The sequence below is a fragment of the Mycobacterium sp. NTMscope_Eco_3 genome (assembly GCF_976985685.1).
Window position 1 is genome coordinate 4,460,148 of sequence record NZ_CDRJYZ010000001.1, and the last position, 16,535, is coordinate 4,476,682.

Consider the following 16,535-nt stretch of genomic DNA (forward strand, 5'->3'; position numbering starts at 1 on the left):
ATTAACGTTTCCATTGCGTCCGCCGAATTGGACCGGTGCCGTAAAGCGGCAATGTTCGGCGTTCCGTGGCGCTAGGATTGCGCCGATGATGCCGAGGACGCCCTGTTTGATTGGCGGGAGCCGCCGATGAAGCTTGGGCAGGTGTTCGATCCGCGAAGCAATGCGCTCAACGCGTGGCGGTTGGCGCTCGCGGGCGAGGTCATCTTTTGGCACACCTACCCGATCCGGGGTCATCTCCCTTCGGTGCGGGCCGTTCTGCAGCTGCTGCTCTGCGTCGGCGTGGACGGGTTCTTCGCGATCTCGGGCTTTCTCATCACGGCAAGCTGGATCAGTAACCCGCGGCTGCGCGCGTACCTGGCCGCCCGCGCCCTTCGCATCCTGCCCGGCTTCTACGTCTGCATGATCGTGACCGCGTTCGTCTTCGCCCCGCTGAGCGTGGCGATCCAGGGCGGATCGGCGGCCAGGCTGCTGTTCTCGTTCGCCCCGTTCGAATACGTCCTGAAGAACATCGCGGTGATGTGGCTCAAGCCCGACGTCGGCGGCACCCCGCACGACATTCCCAACGCGGGTATCTGGAACGCCTCGCTGTGGTCGTTGTTCTGGGAAGTGATGTGCTATCTGGTCGTTGCCCTCATCGGTGTGGCCGGACTCGCCAACCGCCGGTGGGTTTCCCCGACGATTCTGGTGGTGGCGGCGATCGGGGCGTCGATGATGCCGCCCGTCACCTTCCCCGAGGTGTTCAATCGGCCGACCGGCAACGTGGGAGCCGTCATCATCTTCCTGGCGTGCCGCGCCGCGATCATGTTCGCGGCGGGAGCGCTGCTGTATCAATGGCGCGATGTCATTCCCGCGCGGTGGTCGCTGGTCGCGGTGAGCGTGGTCATCGTGCTGCTGGCCGGACAGCTGCCGGATTACCGGGTGGTCGCCGCCGTCCCCCTGGCGTACGCCGTCGTCGTCTCCGGCTCCCTGCTGCACCACAAGCGCTTGAGATTACGCACGGACGTGTCCTACGGCATGTACATCTATGCGTACCCGACGCAACAGCTTTTGGCCGTCCTCGGCTTGCTCAGCCTCAATCCGGTCGTGTTCTGTCTCGCCGTGGCGGCGGCGACCCTGCCGCTGGCCGCGGCGAGCTGGTTCCTCGTCGAAAAGCCGGCGAGGTCGCTGAAGGCGCGGCTCAAACGAAAAGCTGCGGGTGCCCCCGAAGCAGCGATGGTGCTGCCGCCGGAGGCCACGGGCGCCGCGTGAGTTCGGTCGCTACAGCCCACGGACTCACGTGACGGCTCCACCGGCTTTACCGGTTGTCACCGACCACCGACCTCTGGCCGATACGATGGCGCCGTGGCGCGTGGCGTAACGAGGGCCGGAGGCAGATGAAGCTCGGACAGGTATTCGATCCGCGAAGGAACGCGCTCAACGCGCTTCGGCTGGCGCTGGCGGCCGAGGTGATGCTGTTTCATTCGTGGCCGATCACGGGACACATGCCCCCGAAGTCGACTCTGCAGCTTTTCTTCTCGGTGGGTGTGGACGGGTTTTTCGCGATCTCCGGCTTCCTGATCACCCGGAGTTGGCTCACCGACCCGCGCCTGCGTGACTACCTCACCGCCCGCGCCCTTCGCATTCTGCCCGGTTTCTATGTCTGCCTGATCGTGACCGCGTTCGTTTTCGCCCCGCTCAGTATGGCGATTCAAGGCGGGTCGGCCGCCAAGCTGCTGGGGTCCGCCGCGCCGCTCGAGTACGTCCTGAAAAACAGTGCGATCGCCTACCTGCAGCCGACGATCGACGGAACACTGCACGATCTACCTGGTGGAAATACCTGGAACGGCTCGATGTGGTCGTTGGTCTGGGAATTGCTGTGCTACTTGTTCGTTGCCGCTATCGGCCTGGCGGGACTGGGCAATCGTCGCTGGGTATCGCCGGCGGTTTTGGCGGTGGCGACACTGGGAGCGTTGGTCTTGCCGCCCCTGACATTTCCCGGGATATGGACCATTCCGCAGCTTGCCGTGCGCGCGGCCATCATGTTTTCGGCCGGAGCCGTCATGTACCAATGGCGAGACGTGATCCCCGCCCGATGGTCGCTCGTCGCGGTCTGCGTCGTCATCGTGGCGGCGGCCGGGTTCTTGCCCGACTACCGGGTGGTCGGCGCCCTGCCGCTCGCCTACGCCGTCGTCGTCTCGGGCTCCTTGCTCAAGAGCGAACGGTTGAGGCTGCGCACCGACCTGTCCTACGGCGTCTATATCTACGCATTCCCGACCCAGCAATTGCTGGCCGTCTGTGGTCTCGCGACGCGTTTGTATCCGCCTCTGTTCTTTGTCGTCTCGGTGGTGGCCACGCTGCCGCTGGCCGCGGCGAGCTGGTTCCTCATCGAGAAGCCCTCGATGTCCCTGAAACGGCGCCTTCGGCGCAAGTGGTCCGCCCCGGTCGCGTCCAGCGCCGACGAAGCCCTCCCCGTCAGCACGGCCGATGTCATGGCCGAGGGGCCGGCTCCGGAGGCCCCGGGCAACGCCTGACCCGATAGCGATCGGTATCCCGTTCGATGCCGCGGGGTGAAACGATAGGCGGAGGCCAATGACCCTCGGGCAAGTATTCGATGCGCGATGTAACGCGCTGAATGCGTGGCGGCTGCTGCTGGCTGCCGAGGTGATGCTCTGGCACTGCTGCCCGTCACGGATCGCTTGCCGCCCGCAGCGACACTGCAACTTCTCTTCTCGATAGGGGTAAACGGGTTCTTCGCGATCTCGGGATTCCTCATCACCAGGAGTTGGCTCGACGACCCGCACATACGTGACTACCTGACCGCCCGCGCCCTGCGCATCCTGCCCGGCTACTACGTCTGCCTGATCATGACGGCGTTCGTCTTCGCCCCGCTCAGCGTGGCGATCCAGGGCGGTTCGGTGAGCAAGCTCGTGTCTTCCGGCGCGCCGCTCGAATACGTCCTGAAAAACATCGGGGTGGCTTACGTCCATCTCGATATCGGCGGAACACCAAGGGGTGTACCACATTCCGGGCTCTGGAACGGTTCGCTGTGGTCCCTGGTCGCCGCTCTCCCGCTGGCCTACGCGATCATCGCGTCCGGCTCCCTGCTCAAGGACCGCCGCCTGGTGCTGCGCACCGACTTGTCCTACGGCGTCTACATCTACGCGTTCCCGACCCAGCAGCTGCTGGCCGTGTGCGGGCTCGCACGTCTGCAGCCGATGGTGCTGTTCGTCGTCGCCGCGGTGGCCACGCTGCCGCTGGCCGCGGCAAGCTGGTTCCTCATCGAAAAGCCGTCGATGGCACTCAAGCGCCGGCTGAAAGAGAAGTGGTCGGTCTCCGCCGAAGCCGGAGGCGACGGTCCGTCCACCACAGCGCCAGGGTGAACAGCTCAGCGACGGTGCTGATCGCCGCGTAAGGCGACGGCTCCCAGCCCGTTTCGGCGAAGCCGCAAAGCCCCACGGTCCGCGACAGCGCGAAGGCGACCAGGGATCCGGCGGCCATTGCGGCACCGGCCCAGCGCAGCCACCCGGGACCGCCGGCCGCAATCAGCAGGGCGAGCGCCGACGAGACAGTGGCCTGCATCAGGAATCCGGCGCCGATGGTCGGAATGTGTTGGTAGCCATGGACATACAGGTAGGCGTGGGCGCCGGCGCTGATGGCCAACGATGCGGCGAGGGCGAGGCGGACAATGAGGCCGATCACTGCAACGTCCGCTCTTTCAGTGCCAGAGCGGTCTCCCCCCTGGCGTAGCTGACCTCGCGGATCCCCAACGCGTGTCGCAGCTTGCCGGCCGGCAGCGTCACCGGCTTGGGCGCCGGTCCGTCACCGGGGCGCGGCAGCGGGTAGGCGGTGGTCGTCCCGCTGTGAAAAGTCACATTGTCTTCCGTTTTGGAAAACAGCTGGTGGACATGGCCGTTGAGGCACGTGACGGAGGCGAACCGGCGAAGGTAACTCAGCGCCTGGACGGCATCGTCGGTGCCCCAGCCCCATTGCGGGTACATCGCGAACAGGGGGACGTGGCTGAACACGATGATCGGAGTATCACTCGAGAGACGGGCGACGTCCTTCTTGACGAACTCCAACTGATCCACCCCCAGATGACCGAGCTTGCGCAGGTTCAACGTGTTGACCAGCGCGATCAAGTGCACACCGGCGACGTCGAGGCTGTACCAACCGTCACCAACCGTGCCCGCGCCGAAGGCGTTTCGGTACTTCTGTCCCGCGTCGTCGACGGAGTCGTGCTCGCCGGGGACGGTGAACACGTGCGGCGTCCTCAGGTCACTCATCATCTGCTTGGCCTGGTCGAACTGTTCGGGGCTGGAAAGGTGCGTGAGGTCGCCGGTGTGGATGACGAAATCCGGTGTGTAGCCGAGGTTGTTGACCTTGTCGATCGCTTCGCTGAAGGTAGCGGCGACGCCCGGATTGGGCGCACCGGTGAAACCGAGATGGCTGTCGCTGATTTGAGCGAAGCGCAGTGTGGGCTGGATGTGCGGGCGCACAGCTGCCGCTTCCCCGGCGACGTGCGAGATGACCTCGCCCCCGGCCACGGTCAACCCGACCGCCGCCCCGAACCACGCCGTATGCCGCAGCAGCTGGCGCCGGGTCATGGCATCCTCGCGGGTCATGCCGTCACTACCACGGTGCCGCGCATCATCGGGTGAATCGAGCAGACATAATCGAAAGTCCCAGGAGCGGAGAAGGTATGGGTGAAGGTGGCTCCCGTTCCCATGCCGGGTGAGTGAAACGAGCCGTCACTGGCGGCCACCGTATGGGGTTCCTCGTCGCGGTTGGTCCACGTGACGGTGGTCCCGACGGGCACCGTCAGGGTGGGCGGTGCGAATGCGAAGCCGTCGATCGTGACCTGGTTGGCACCCGCGGGCGGCAGCGGCGCGGTGATCGACATCTCGGTGGTGGGCGCGGGGATGGTCGCCGCGGGCCGCGACCGGCCACAACCGGCAGACAACAGCACACCCGCGGCCAGCGCGGCCACCCAAAGCCTTCGAGGCATGGCGATATCCATGCCCACAGATAGGGCGGCGGGTTACACCATCAGGCCGGGCGCACCGGGGCGAACACCTCGATCACCCCGTCGACCTCACGAACCATCAGCTCGGGCAACGGCTTTGGCGCGATCGGCAACTGGTGGGTGAGCACCTGACCGCTGGGCGAGAAAGACGTGGTGTGGCAGGGGCAGCGCAACGTGTCATCCGGCGCGTCGAACCACAGCTTGCACCCTTGATGGGTGCACACCCCCGAGATCGCTTGCACCTTGCCGTCGATGCGCCGGACGAATCCGGTCACCGAACCCAGATCGAAGGCGTGCATGACCCCGTCGGGCACGTCCGAGCTCGCCGCGACGCGCTGCCAGCTTCCGTCGTTGGGGGTGAGTTGACCGGCCGCGCTATCCGGGGCACGCGGTTGCCCGTGTCGGGAGGCGGTCACGGCGCGATCGAGGGAAACCGCCGCAACCGCGGCCGTGGCCGCGGCCGAGGTTCCGACGATGACCTGGCGGCGCGTGCTGGCCCGCCCGGGCGTCGTTTCCGTTGGCGTGCCTGACATCTGCTCGCCGATGCGGCGGTGCAGATCGGAGAGGAATTCGGGGCGGGGCGCGTCGTCCCCGCCGCGGGCGGCCCGCAGCTCGATGGCCGTGCGGAGCTGCGCCGCCTCGAAGTCGTCGGGCGCGAACGGCCTGGGCCGGCGCCCCCGCAACAGATCGTCGACATAGCGTCGCAGGCCTCGCGCATTCATTGCTTGCCCCCGTCGTTGACCTGCGCCGCCAGCCGCAGGGCGCGGTGCTGGAGCACTTTGGCGTTGGGCACGCTGATTCCGAGTTCCGCGGCGGACTCCTTGATCGAATTGCCGTGCAGAAAGCGCGATTCCAATATCTGGCGATAGCGTTCCGGCAGGCTGTCCAGGACGCGGGCCACGCGCTGCGGCGCGGTGCTGATCGCCTCCTCGCTGTCGGCTGGTTGTTCGATGTCCTCGATCGAGGTTATCTCCCGTCCCAGGGTCTCGCGCCAGTGTGCGGCCAGGACCGTCCTGGCCGTGGTCCGCAGGTAGGCGCGAATTTCGGCCACGCTCACGGTCAGGCGCAGCGGACGCAGCGCGGCGAGGAACACCTCGGCGGTGAGGTCTTCGGCGTCGGTCCGGTTGCCGACGCGCGCGAACAGCGTGCGGTACACCCACCCGACGTTGTCGGAGTACACGGCTTCCCAGTCCGGGTAGCCGGCCTCATGGCCACGGCCGGGTACCGCGCGCAGGGGTCGCGGCCCGACGGGCTCGTTTCTTGCCGCCACATGCCTCCTTCACCCGATAAATACCGGCTCGGGTTACACGGGTCAGCGCGCGGCCAGCGCGGCTTCGGTGGCCATCAACTGGTCGAGCTTGGTGGCGGTGGCGGAAAAGACGGATTTGGCGATGCCCAGGATCCGCTCGCGGACCCGCGGCTTCGCCGACGCCGACGGCAGCAGGTGGCCGATCAGGTGACCGAAGAGGTCGAGACGCGCTGTCGACAACCACGACATCAGGTCCGGGTCGTCGAACCAGCGCAGCTGGTTGCTGTAATCGGCCAAGGCCAGCCGTAACCAGTCGACGTCGGTGTCCGGATGCGGCAGGGGCACGCAGAGCTCGTTTTTCAGCGAGTCGTCGCGGTACGCGGCCTCGACGTGAGCGATCAGCGCGGCGCTGAAGATCTGTTGGCAGCCGCGCACGCTTTGCAGGGTGATGCGACCGGGATCGAAAATTGGTGTGGCGGTCCGCTTTTCGGCGCCGTCGGCGGTGCAGTCGAGGTAGAGCTCGCGGCCGCTGACCGCCACGGCGCCCCGGTCGAGGACCATCTTGTCGGCCTCGATGGACAGCAGGTGGCCCATGCGCACCACGTCGGTGATCCGTCGCAGCTGCTCGAGTTCGAGCCGGGTGACGGTGGCGCAGCGGTACATCGCGGGACGGATCGCCGGATCGATCCGCAGCAGCACGCCGGCCTCCTCGAGGCGGGCGAACAGATCCGGCACCGACGCGGCGTCGTTGATGGCGCGCAGCTGCGCGGTGAAGCTGGCCTTGATCTTCTCGGCGAACGACGCACCGGGCTGCATGGTCTCGCGGTCCAACAGCCAGGAATCGCGGGGCATGATCCAGGTGAGCCGGTCGGGCTCGACGCCGTGGCCCAGTAGCCATAGGCAGGTGTCGATGCCGGTCTTGCCCGCCCCGACGATGACGTAGCGCTCGTAGGCGCCGCGCCGGGGCAGGTCGCCGGGCGGGACGCAGTCGACGCCGGGTGCGACCCGATAGGGCGGCGGGCGCATCGCGGGGACGGTGACCCGCATGTACGTGGCGTCGACGATGCGGCGCGCCACCCGGACGGTGTAGCCGGCGCCGGCGAGCGTGCGGAACCGGCCGTCCCCGAGGTATTCGCTCATCGGGAAGTAGCTGACCCGCCCGGTCGGCAGCAGCCGCCCTCGCATGATGTGGTCGTAGTAGGCGCAGATCTCGCCGGCGGTCGCCAGTTCGTAAAGGCCCTGGTTCCAACCAACTTGGTCGATGGTGTCGGCGCCCAGCGGCAGCGAGTTGACGCCGTAGAACGCCGAGGGCTGGTGCAGCCGCACGAACGGGTAGGCCATGGTCCAGTGCCCGCCGGGCGCGTGGTTGCGGTCCACCACCACGACGCGGGCCTCCGCCGCTGAGGCCTCGGTGACCAGCGCGTCGATGAACGCCATGGCCATGGCGCCCGCCCCGACCACCAGGTAGTCGGCCTCGATGGTGTGCATACCGCTGTCAGGCTAGCCCGCCACCCGCCTTGCCAAGGCCCGAACCGGGTTACTAGGATATGCAAGTATCCGCTTAAGCGCGTCAAACACATCCGAGGGCCCCATGACCACACAGATTCCCCACTTCATCGACGGTCGGCGCACCGCCGGCCAGTCCGGCCGCACCGCCGACGTCTTCGACCCCAGCACCGGGGGCGTCCAGGCGCAGGTGCCGATGGCCGGCCAGGCCGACATCGACGCCGCGGTGGCCTCGGCTCTCGAGGCCCAAAAAGGTTGGGCCGCAACGAATCCGCAGCGCCGCGCGCGGGTGATGATGCGATTCATCGAGCTGATCAACAAACACAACGACGAGCTGGCCGAGCTGCTGTCGCGCGAGCACGGCAAGACCCTGGCCGACGCCAAGGGCGACATCCAGCGCGGCATCGAGGTCATCGAGTTCTCCATCGGCATCCCGCACCTGCTCAAGGGCGAGTACAGCGAGGGCGCCGGACCGGGCATCGACGTCTACTCGCTGCGCCAGCCGCTCGGCGTGGTCGCGGGCATCACCCCGTTCAACTTCCCGGCCATGATCCCGCTGTGGAAGGCCGGCCCGGCGCTGGCCTGCGGCAACGCGTTCGTGCTCAAGCCCAGCGAGCGCGACCCGTCGGTGCCGGTGCGCCTCGCCGAACTCTTCGTCGAGGCGGGCCTGCCGCCGGGCGTGTTCCAGGTCGTGCACGGCGACAAGGAGGCCGTCGACGCGATCCTGAACCACCCCGACATCCAGGCGGTCGGGTTCGTCGGCAGCTCCGACATCGCCCAGTACATCTACGCCGGGGCCGCGGCCACCGGTAAGCGCTCGCAGTGCTTCGGCGGCGCCAAGAACCACATGATCGTGATGCCCGATGCCGACCTGGACCAGGCCGTCGACGCGCTGATCGGCGCCGGGTACGGCAGCGCCGGCGAGCGCTGCATGGCGATCAGCGTCGCGGTCCCGGTCGGCGAGCAGACTGCGGACCGGCTGCGGGCCCGCCTCATCGAGCGGATCAACAACCTGCGCGTGGGCCACAGCCTGGACCCCAAGGCCGACTACGGCCCGCTGGTGACCGAGGCCGCGGTGGCGCGGGTGCGCGACTACATCGGCCAGGGTGTCGACGCGGGCGCCGAACTGGTCATCGACGGTCGCGAACGCGCCAGCGACGACCTGACTTTCGGTGACGCCAACCTCGAGGGCGGGTTCTTCATCGGGCCGACGCTGTTCGACCACGTCACCCCGGACATGTCGATCTACACCGACGAGATCTTCGGGCCGGTGCTGTGCATCGTGCGCGCCCACGACTACGAGGAGGCCCTGCGGCTGCCGTCCGAGCACGAGTACGGCAACGGCGTGGCCATCTTCACCCGCGACGGCGACGCCGCCCGCGACTTCGTCTCCCGCGTGCAGGTCGGCATGGTCGGTGTCAACGTGCCGATCCCGGTGCCGGTGGCCTACCACACCTTCGGCGGCTGGAAGCGCTCCGGCTTCGGCGACCTCAACCAGCACGGGCCGTCGTCGATCCTCTTCTACACCAAGACCAAGACGGTGACGTCGCGGTGGCCGTCCGGCATCAAGGACGGCGCCGAATTCGTCATTCCCACAATGGATTAGGGTCGCGCATGTTTACCCTTGACGACGACGAACGGGTGATCACCGAGACGGCGGCCGCGTTCGCCGCCAAGCGCCTGGCCCCGTACGCCCTGGAATGGGATGCGGCCAAACACTTTCCGACCGACGTGCTGCGCGAATCGGCCGAGCTCGGCATGGCCGCGATCTACTGCCGCGACGACGTCGGCGGCAGCGGGCTGCGCCGGCTCGACGGGGTCCGCATCTTCGAGCAGCTGGCCATCGCCGACCCCACCACCGCCGCGTTCCTGTCGATCCACAACATGTGCGCGTGGATGATCGACACGTTCGGCACCGCCGAACAGCGCAAGGAGTGGGTCCCGCGGCTGGCGTCGATGGACGTCATCGCCAGCTACTGCCTCACCGAGCCGGGCGCCGGCTCGGACGCCAGCGCGTTGAGCACCCGTGCGGTCAAGGAGGGCTCGGACTATGTGCTCGACGGCGTCAAACAGTTCATCTCGGGCGCGGGCGCGTCGGACGTCTACGTGGTGATGGCCAGGACCGGCAGCGAGGGCCCGCGCGGCATCTCGGCGTTCGTCGTCGAAAAGGGAACTCCCGGGCTGAGTTTCGGTGCGCTGGAGGAGAAGATGGGCTGGCACGCCCAGCCAACCGCGCAGGTGATCCTGGAGGGGGTTCGGGTGCCCGCCGAGGCGATGCTGGGCGGCGCAGACGGCGAGGGCGCCGGATTCGGCATCGCGATGAACGGCCTCAACGGCGGCCGGCTCAACATCGCCGCGTGTTCGCTCGGCGGCGCCCAGGCCGCCGCCGACAAGGCCGGAGCCTATGTTCGCGATCGGCAGGCGTTCGGCAAGTCCCTGCTCGACGAACCGACCATCCGGTTCACCCTGGCCGACATGGCGACCGGCCTCGAGACGTCGCGAATGATGTTGTGGCGGGCGGCCAATGCGCTGGACACCGGCGACCCCGACAAGGTCGAGTTGTGCGCGATGGCCAAGCGCTACGTCACTGACACCTGCTTCGAGGTCGCCGACAAGGCTTTGCAGCTGCACGGCGGCTACGGCTACCTGCGCGAGTATGGTCTGGAAAAGATCGTGCGCGACCTGCGGGTGCACCGAATCCTGGAAGGCACCAACGAAATCATGCGAGTGGTCATCGGTCGGGCAGAAGCCGCACGGTTCAGAGCTTCTCCAGCAACCGCATAGAAGGGTCTTCAGATGACCGAGCACTTGACCGTGGCTTTCCTGGGGTTGGGCCACATGGGCGGGCCCATGGCGTCGAACCTCGTTGCGGCCAACCATGCGGTGCGCGGCTTCGATCCGGTGCCCGCCGCGCTGTCGGCGGCGGCCGCGGCCGGCGTCGCCGGCTTCGACAGCGCCGGTGACGCGGTGGCCGGGGCGGACGTCGTCATCACCATGCTGCCCAACGGCGAGTCGGTGAAACGCTGCTACGCGGAGATTTTGCCCGCGGCGCGACCCGGTGCGCTGTTCATCGACAGCTCCACGATCTCGGTCGACGATGCCCGCGAGGTGCATGCGCTGGCGGAATCGCGCGGTGTTGCCCAGCTGGACGCGCCCGTCTCGGGCGGGGTGAAGGGCGCGGTCGCGGGGACGCTGGCGTTCATGGTGGGCGGTGACGAGGCGGCCCTGCAACGGGCGCGGCCGGTGCTGGAACCCATGGCGGGCAAGATCATCCACTGCGGGGCGGCCGGGGCCGGGCAGGCCGCCAAGGTGTGCAACAACATGGTGCTGGCGGTGCAGCAGATCGCGATCGGCGAGGCGTTCGTCCTGGCCGAAAAGCTCGGGCTGTCGGCGCAGTCCCTGTTCGACGTGATCACCGGCGCGACCGGGAACTGCTGGGCCGTGCACACCAATTGCCCTGTGCCGGGCCCGGTCCCGACGTCGCCGGCCAACGACGACTTCAAGCCGGGGTTTGCGACCGCGCTGATGAACAAGGACCTTCACCTGGCGATGGACGCGGTGTCCTCCACCGGTTCGGCCGCCCCGCTGGGCCGCCACGCCGCCGAGATCTATGCGAAATTCGCTGCCGATCACGGCGACAAGGACTTCAGCGCGATCATCGAGACGCTGCGTTGACGGTGCGCCGAACGTCGACTTGTGGTGGGAAATAAGCCGATTCGCCGCAACAACTCCACGTTCGGCGCGCTGGAAGACGAGCTCAGAAGTCGCCGGCGTTGCGGCGCAGCGTCTCGATGGACGACGCGAGGTCCTGCGACTCGGCGTCGGACATCCCGAGATCGGCGAACACCTGCTTGTTGAGCGTGACGGTGGCGTCCTCGACCGTGGAGCGGCCCAGGTCGGTGATCTGCACCAACGTGGTGCGCCCGTCGGTGGGATGCGGAACCCGCTGCACCAGCCCGTCGGCCTCCAGCCGGCGGATGGCGTGGGTCACGCTGGTGACATGGACCTGCAGGCGGTCGGAGGCCTTGGTGATGGGGAGCGCCCCGGACCGGCTGAACGCGAGCAGCCGCAGCAATTCGTACCGGGAGAAGCTCAGGTCGTAGGGCCGCAGCGCCGTCTCCACGCGGGCCAGCAGGATCTGGTGCGCGCGCATCACCGACGTCACCGCGACCATGCCCGGCGCCACGTCACCCCACCCGGCGCGCTCCCAGTTGGCCCGCGCCGCGGCGATCGGATCACGTTTGTCGGGTCGTGAGTCGGCCACGCCCCTTCTTACCGCACTTGGAGCCCGAGCGTGGCCATTCCCAGCGCCGACAGCACCGCCGTCGTCGATGCCCGGCCGCCCACGGTGATCCGCGCCGCACCGTCCGGGTAATACCGCACCCGGGGAGCATCGTCGCCGAAAACCTCGCGCCACGGCGGATACCGCCCACCCGGTTCGGAGGGCAGATACATGAAATTCGCATGCGCGTCGGGCGTGTATATCCCCAGTGCGCTCAGGCGCATCCGGAGGTACCGGCGTTCGGCGGTGATCATCCGGATCCGCCGCAGCAGTTCGCCTTCCGCATCGTACGACGCCGCGACCGCGAGCAAGCCGGTGATGGCGATGCCGAACGGCACCTGCTGGGTCCACAGCGTCGGCGCCAGCTCGCGGGACGCCACCGCATAACCGATCCGCAGCCCCGCCAGGCCGTAGGCCTTGGAAAAGGTCCGCACCACCACCACGTTGGGGAAACGCGTGACCAATGCCGCGACGTCGAATCGGTGCTCGGCAGCGGTGAACTCGATATAGGCCTCGTCGAGCAGCACGACGGTGTCGCGCGGCACCCGGCGGAGGAACCGGAAAACGGCGGCCGCGGGCTCCAGCGTGCCGGTCGGATTGTGCGGCCGGCACACCACCACCGCGCGGGCGGTGGCGGCCGCGTCGGCCAGCGCGTCGAGGTCGTTGTGGCCGTGTGCGTCCAGCGCAACGAGCGACGAGTTCAGCCGTGCCAGTTGCGCGACGATCGGATAACCGTCGAACGTCGGCGACGCCATCACGATCGTGTCGCCCGGCACGGTCAGCGCCTGCAGCGCTTGCAACACGACGCCCGTCGCCCCGGCGCCCAGCACCACCCGGTCGGCGGGCACGCCGATATGGTCGGCGATCAAGCCGCGCAACCGCTCCGGCAGGAACTCCGGATACCGGTTCGCCGCGGAAACCGACCGAATCAACGCCGAACGTACCGCCGGTAGCGGTGGAAACGGATTCTCGTTGAGCGACAAGGCGAACGGATCCACCGCGTCGGGCAGACCATCGCAGATCGGGCCAACGACCGCGGCCGGGGCGGCGTGCATCAGCCTCGCCCGCCCCAGCGCACCGCGGCGGCGCCGGCGAAGTCGCCGGCATGCGCGAAGGCCGCCATCATGACCACGTCCCCGGCGCCCAGCTGGCCGTCGGCGATCGCGCGGTCCAGATTGATCGGGATCCCCGCACCGAACAGGTTGCCGCACTCGTCGAAGGTGTCCCGATGGCGTTGCGGGGGCAACTCGAGCGCGTCACGCCAATTGCGCAGAAACACCCTGTTCGGCTGGTTGGTGACCAGCAGGTCGATGTCCTTGGCGGCCAACCCGATTCGGTCGCAGACCGCCAGCGCCACTTCCGGAACCTGCCGGTTGCCGCGGGCCAGCACCTTGGTGACCTTGCTCTCGGTGAAACCGATGCTGCCCTCGCCGGGGCCGGCCTGCCACCACTTGCGCGGCGGGTCGTAGGACAGCGTCATTTCGCCGGCATACTCACCGTAGGTGCGGCATTCGACGTCCAGGATGGGCGACTGTTCGCTCAGGGCGACCAGTCCCACCGCGGCCCCGTCGCCGGGGACCGCCGACTGCGCCTTGCGGCGGATGGTCGGTTGATCGAAGAATTGCCCGGCCGCGTTCTGTGCGATGGCGATGAGGGCGGTGCGCCCCTCGCCGGCCGACAACAAGGTACGGGCCACGTTGAGCGCCAACACGAATGCGGCGCAGCCGCCGTTGTTCAGGTCGAGCACCCAGGACGGCCGCATGCCCAGCCGATGCGCGATGCTGCCACCTTGGCCGTAGAACGCCATGTCGGGCACCTGAGTGTGGGTGATCAGCACATCGGCGCCTTCGACGACGTCGTGGCCGTGCCGTTCGATCAGGCCGTGGGCGGCACGTTCGATCATGTCGACGGAGCTCTCGTCCGCGCCGACGTGATGGCGAAACTTCGGGGCGCGGAACATCACGTTGTCGCGCAGGTCGTCGGATTCGGCGAATCGCGCGTAGTAGTCGGCGGGGATCGGGTCGCCCGGCAGATACGTGGAAACGTCGATCAGGCTGACGCTCGGCTTACCCATGGTCTGCTCATCTCATCCATAGCGGCGTCACCGGCAGGCGGTTGCGGTGGCGGTACTCGGCGATCGCCTTGAGGTTGCGCAACTCCAGCAGGTGGCCGGCGGCGAACATGTCCCAGAAGTCGCCGACCCAGACGGGCCGGGCAGCCGGAGCGGTCTCCGGGTACGGGTTGTGGTCGTAGAACGGGTGATGGCAATTCGTCCACAGCACAACCGATCCCGGCTTGTCGAGGACGGCCTGGGCGTCGACGACACGCATCAGGTAGATCATCCACAGATGCTTGCCCTGATCCCAGGCGCAGTGATAGTCCACGGTCCGCGCCTGCGCGTTGACGACGGTGCGCGTGTAGATCTCGGTTTCCGAGCCGAGCCTGTCGTGCGCCAGCCATAATCCGGGTTCGTCGGTGGGGGTGAACCCGCGCAGGCTGTACGTCCACTCCTCCAGGCTGCGGGTGTCGGCCATGTACTCGTACAACTCGTCGGGTGGGCAGTCGACGTAGTCGTTGACGGTGCAGTACTGCCCAAAGACCTGGTCGTGCGGGTACACCGACCGCATCATGTCCATGATGATCGGCGTGGCCTTCTCCCTGGGGCTGGTTTCGATGCGGGTGACCCCATCGATGAGGTCGGGGATATCTTCAAGCGCTGGCAGCGACATCGGTGCGGTTCTCCTTAGCAAGTGAAATCTGGTCCACGGCGGCACCTTTGGCGGGCGCGGCGGTGAGAAACGGTGCGAACGGCGGGATCTCGTCGGCGGCGCACTCGACGCTGACCACGGCCGGACCGTCGATGTCGAGCGCCGCGCCCATGGCCGCGGCGAACCCGTCGACGTCGCTGGCGTCCACCGCCGCCAGGCCCGGGAACATGGTCGCCAGACCGGCGCCCAGCCGGCTGGGACGAAACCGGTTGTAGCTGTAGAGGTCGCCGTAGAACAGCTGCTCGCGGGTCACGCACATGGCGTGCGCGTTGTTGTTGAACAGCACGAACGTCATCGGTAGCCGGTACTGCACGGCCGTGTGCACCTCCATGCCGTGCATGAAGAACGCCCCGTCGCCGGCGATCACCACGGTGCGGCCGGCGGGCCGGCCAGTGTTGGCGCGCCCCAACGTCATTCCGATCCCGGCGCCGAAGCTGTAGCCCATGCCGCCCATGCCGAGCGCGACGGCGAACCTACCACCGCAACGCACCGGGAGGTAGTGGATCGCCGCGGCGCCGGTGTTGCCGGCGTCCACCACGATGTCGGACCCGTCGGGCACGACATCGTCCAGCACCGCCATGGCGTCGCGGTACCGCACGCCCGGCCCGGAGAAGGGCGGGGGCTTCAATTCGGTGCGCCGCAACGTGCCCGGCACCCGCACCTTGGCGGGCCGTCCCGGACCGGACAGCGCCTGGATCAGCATGCGCAGCGAGCCGCGCAGGTCGTCGGTGTGCACGTGCGGGCATGGAACATACGGCGGCGCCGACCCGAGCGAGACCGTCGGCACCGCCGCCAGAGCGTCGTCCAGCCCGGTGCGCGCGGTGACCGACAGGCGCGTGCCCACGACCAGGCACACGGCGCTGCCGGCCACCGCTTCAGCCACACCCGGGTGACCCATGACGCCGGTCACCCCGAGCGCGGACGACGATCCGAGACCGGGTGTGCCGGCGACGTCTTTGGCGTCGGGCACGGTGGCCACCCGCGCCCGCAACACCGCGCGAAGGGCTTCGAGCTCGACGCGGGCGTCGTCGCGGGCGACCTGCTCGCCGACGATGATGGTCACCGGGCCGCTGGCGTCGCGCAGCATTTCGGCGATCGAGTCCGGGTTGCCGATGGGACGCAGGGCATCGACCGGCCTCCCGTTCTGGCCGCATTCCAGAGTCGCCTGCTGAATGTCCTTGGGCAGCAACAATACCGCCGGTCCCCCGGCACGCGCCGCCGCGATGGCCCGGGGCAGCAGCGAGACGATGTCACCCGGCGCGAGCAGCCGCTCGCAGAACACCGACACCGCCGAGAACAACGCCTCGGCGTTCAGCGATCCGTTTGCGCCGCTGGTGTCCTGGAAGCTGCCGCGGCCGTCCATCGTGCTGGCCGGCTGGCCGACCAACGCCAGCACCGGAACCCGGCTCGCCAGCGACTCGCCCAGACCCGCAACGAGGTTCAGCGCGCCCCCACCCGAGGTCGCGGCCACCACGCCCACGCCGGCCCCGCTACGGCTGTACCCGTCGGCCATGGTGGCCGCGGAGAACTCGTGCTTGGCCAGCACCGCGTCGATGTCGGGGCAAAAGTGCGCCGCGTCGTACACGTCCTCGATGTTGGCGCCGTCCACACCGAAGATGTGATCGACTCCGATCGCCGCGAGGTGCCCGACGATGTGGTCGACCACCCGGCACCTGCCAAGCAGGCCTGAAGAAACGAGGTAGCCCCCCGGTCGGTTCATCGTCGTCT

Annotated in this window: 16 protein-coding genes and 1 pseudogene; 6 read left to right on the top strand and 11 right to left on the bottom strand. The window is 68.0% G+C overall.

Annotation, left to right across the window (positions count from 1 at the left end; genetic code table 11):
- Positions 1 to 126: 126 nt before the first annotated feature.
- From AC0KTM_RS20570 to AC0KTM_RS20580, 3 genes and pseudogenes are all read left to right on the top strand, one after another.
- Positions 127 to 1,248, top strand: a complete 1,122-nt coding sequence (locus AC0KTM_RS20570) for an acyltransferase family protein (protein WP_472416522.1) — start codon at positions 127 to 129, stop codon at positions 1,246 to 1,248.
- 125 nt (positions 1,249 to 1,373) lie between these two features.
- On the top strand, positions 1,374 to 2,510 hold the full coding sequence (locus tag AC0KTM_RS20575; protein ID WP_225328697.1) for an acyltransferase family protein: 1,137 nt from the start codon (positions 1,374 to 1,376) through the stop codon (positions 2,508 to 2,510).
- 58 nt (positions 2,511 to 2,568) lie between these two features.
- Positions 2,569 to 3,359 (top strand): annotated as a pseudogene (locus tag AC0KTM_RS20580) (acyltransferase family protein).
- Here the strand turns inward: AC0KTM_RS20580 and AC0KTM_RS20585 are convergent.
- The 6 genes from AC0KTM_RS20585 to AC0KTM_RS20610 are packed head-to-tail and all read right to left on the bottom strand — an operon-like array spanning position 3,280 to position 7,739.
- Positions 3,280 to 3,678 (bottom strand): hypothetical protein, encoded by a 399-nt coding sequence (locus AC0KTM_RS20585; RefSeq protein ID WP_472416524.1) that lies wholly within the window; start codon positions 3,676 to 3,678, stop codon positions 3,280 to 3,282. The pseudogene AC0KTM_RS20580 and the gene AC0KTM_RS20585 overlap by 80 nt on opposite strands.
- On the bottom strand, positions 3,675 to 4,601 hold the full coding sequence (locus AC0KTM_RS20590; protein WP_472416526.1) for a metallophosphoesterase family protein: 927 nt from the start codon (positions 4,599 to 4,601) through the stop codon (positions 3,675 to 3,677). The genes AC0KTM_RS20585 and AC0KTM_RS20590 overlap by 4 nt, the downstream gene beginning before the upstream one ends.
- Positions 4,598 to 5,002 carry a cupredoxin domain-containing protein gene (locus AC0KTM_RS20595; protein ID WP_472416528.1) on the bottom strand — a complete coding sequence of 135 codons (405 nt, stop codon included), beginning with the start codon at positions 5,000 to 5,002 and terminating at the stop codon, positions 4,598 to 4,600. Before AC0KTM_RS20595 ends, AC0KTM_RS20590 begins: the two co-directional genes overlap by 4 nt.
- Before the next feature lie 23 nt (positions 5,003 to 5,025).
- Positions 5,026 to 5,724 carry a Rieske (2Fe-2S) protein gene (locus AC0KTM_RS20600; RefSeq protein ID WP_472416530.1) on the bottom strand — a complete coding sequence of 233 codons (699 nt, stop codon included), beginning with the start codon at positions 5,722 to 5,724 and terminating at the stop codon, positions 5,026 to 5,028.
- Complete coding sequence (locus tag AC0KTM_RS20605) at positions 5,721 to 6,272, bottom strand: RNA polymerase sigma factor (protein WP_472416531.1); 552 nt, start codon at positions 6,270 to 6,272, stop codon at positions 5,721 to 5,723. The genes AC0KTM_RS20600 and AC0KTM_RS20605 overlap by 4 nt, the downstream gene beginning before the upstream one ends.
- 42 nt (positions 6,273 to 6,314) lie before the next feature.
- Complete coding sequence (locus AC0KTM_RS20610) at positions 6,315 to 7,739, bottom strand: NAD(P)/FAD-dependent oxidoreductase (protein ID WP_472416533.1); 1,425 nt, start codon at positions 7,737 to 7,739, stop codon at positions 6,315 to 6,317.
- A 103-nt stretch (positions 7,740 to 7,842) separates the two neighbouring features.
- Between AC0KTM_RS20610 and AC0KTM_RS20615 the strand changes: the two genes are divergently transcribed.
- The 3 genes from AC0KTM_RS20615 to mmsB are packed head-to-tail and all read left to right on the top strand — an operon-like array spanning position 7,843 to position 11,432.
- Positions 7,843 to 9,363 carry a CoA-acylating methylmalonate-semialdehyde dehydrogenase gene (locus AC0KTM_RS20615; protein ID WP_472416535.1) on the top strand — a complete coding sequence of 507 codons (1,521 nt, stop codon included), beginning with the start codon at positions 7,843 to 7,845 and terminating at the stop codon, positions 9,361 to 9,363.
- An 8-nt stretch (positions 9,364 to 9,371) separates the two neighbouring features.
- Complete coding sequence (locus tag AC0KTM_RS20620; RefSeq protein ID WP_472416537.1) at positions 9,372 to 10,541, top strand: acyl-CoA dehydrogenase family protein; 1,170 nt, start codon at positions 9,372 to 9,374, stop codon at positions 10,539 to 10,541.
- Positions 10,542 to 10,553: 12 nt separating this feature from the next.
- On the top strand, positions 10,554 to 11,432 hold the full coding sequence (mmsB, locus tag AC0KTM_RS20625; protein ID WP_225328689.1) for a 3-hydroxyisobutyrate dehydrogenase: 879 nt from the start codon (positions 10,554 to 10,556) through the stop codon (positions 11,430 to 11,432).
- A gap of 82 nt (positions 11,433 to 11,514) precedes the next feature.
- Here mmsB and AC0KTM_RS20630 read toward each other — a convergent pair whose 3' ends face one another.
- Genes AC0KTM_RS20630 through AC0KTM_RS20650 form a run of 5 tightly spaced genes read right to left on the bottom strand, consistent with a single transcriptional unit; the run spans position 11,515 to position 16,527 of the window.
- Complete coding sequence (locus AC0KTM_RS20630; protein WP_064942621.1) at positions 11,515 to 12,021, bottom strand: MarR family transcriptional regulator; 507 nt, start codon at positions 12,019 to 12,021, stop codon at positions 11,515 to 11,517.
- A gap of 8 nt (positions 12,022 to 12,029) precedes the next feature.
- Positions 12,030 to 13,094 (bottom strand): pyridoxal phosphate-dependent aminotransferase, encoded by a 1,065-nt coding sequence (locus tag AC0KTM_RS20635; RefSeq protein ID WP_472416539.1) that lies wholly within the window; start codon positions 13,092 to 13,094, stop codon positions 12,030 to 12,032.
- Positions 13,094 to 14,113 (bottom strand): 3-oxoacyl-ACP synthase III family protein, encoded by a 1,020-nt coding sequence (locus tag AC0KTM_RS20640; protein WP_472416541.1) that lies wholly within the window; start codon positions 14,111 to 14,113, stop codon positions 13,094 to 13,096. The genes AC0KTM_RS20635 and AC0KTM_RS20640 overlap by 1 nt, the downstream gene beginning before the upstream one ends.
- A 7-nt stretch (positions 14,114 to 14,120) precedes the next feature.
- A complete protein-coding gene (locus AC0KTM_RS20645; RefSeq protein ID WP_472416543.1) occupies positions 14,121 to 14,768 on the bottom strand; it encodes an SRPBCC family protein in 648 nt (215 codons plus the stop codon).
- Positions 14,749 to 16,527 carry a thiamine pyrophosphate-binding protein gene (locus AC0KTM_RS20650; protein WP_472416545.1) on the bottom strand — a complete coding sequence of 593 codons (1,779 nt, stop codon included), beginning with the start codon at positions 16,525 to 16,527 and terminating at the stop codon, positions 14,749 to 14,751. The genes AC0KTM_RS20645 and AC0KTM_RS20650 overlap by 20 nt, the downstream gene beginning before the upstream one ends.
- Positions 16,528 to 16,535: the final 8 nt, after the last annotated feature.

Coding starts and splice junctions, on each gene's coding strand:
- AC0KTM_RS20570 (WP_472416522.1), top strand. CDS start 127: ATGAAGCTTGGGCAGGTGTTCGATCCGCGAAGCAATGCGCTCAACGCG.
- AC0KTM_RS20575 (WP_225328697.1), top strand. CDS start 1,374: ATGAAGCTCGGACAGGTATTCGATCCGCGAAGGAACGCGCTCAACGCG.
- AC0KTM_RS20590 (WP_472416526.1), bottom strand. CDS start 4,601: ATGACCCGCGAGGATGCCATGACCCGGCGCCAGCTGCTGCGGCATACG.
- AC0KTM_RS20600 (WP_472416530.1), bottom strand. CDS start 5,724: ATGAATGCGCGAGGCCTGCGACGCTATGTCGACGATCTGTTGCGGGGG.
- AC0KTM_RS20610 (WP_472416533.1), bottom strand. CDS start 7,739: ATGCACACCATCGAGGCCGACTACCTGGTGGTCGGGGCGGGCGCCATG.
- AC0KTM_RS20615 (WP_472416535.1), top strand. CDS start 7,843: ATGACCACACAGATTCCCCACTTCATCGACGGTCGGCGCACCGCCGGC.
- AC0KTM_RS20620 (WP_472416537.1), top strand. CDS start 9,372: ATGTTTACCCTTGACGACGACGAACGGGTGATCACCGAGACGGCGGCC.
- mmsB (WP_225328689.1), top strand. CDS start 10,554: ATGACCGAGCACTTGACCGTGGCTTTCCTGGGGTTGGGCCACATGGGC.
- AC0KTM_RS20635 (WP_472416539.1), bottom strand. CDS start 13,094: ATGCACGCCGCCCCGGCCGCGGTCGTTGGCCCGATCTGCGATGGTCTG.
- AC0KTM_RS20640 (WP_472416541.1), bottom strand. CDS start 14,113: ATGGGTAAGCCGAGCGTCAGCCTGATCGACGTTTCCACGTATCTGCCG.
- AC0KTM_RS20645 (WP_472416543.1), bottom strand. CDS start 14,768: ATGTCGCTGCCAGCGCTTGAAGATATCCCCGACCTCATCGATGGGGTC.
- AC0KTM_RS20650 (WP_472416545.1), bottom strand. CDS start 16,527: ATGAACCGACCGGGGGGCTACCTCGTTTCTTCAGGCCTGCTTGGCAGG.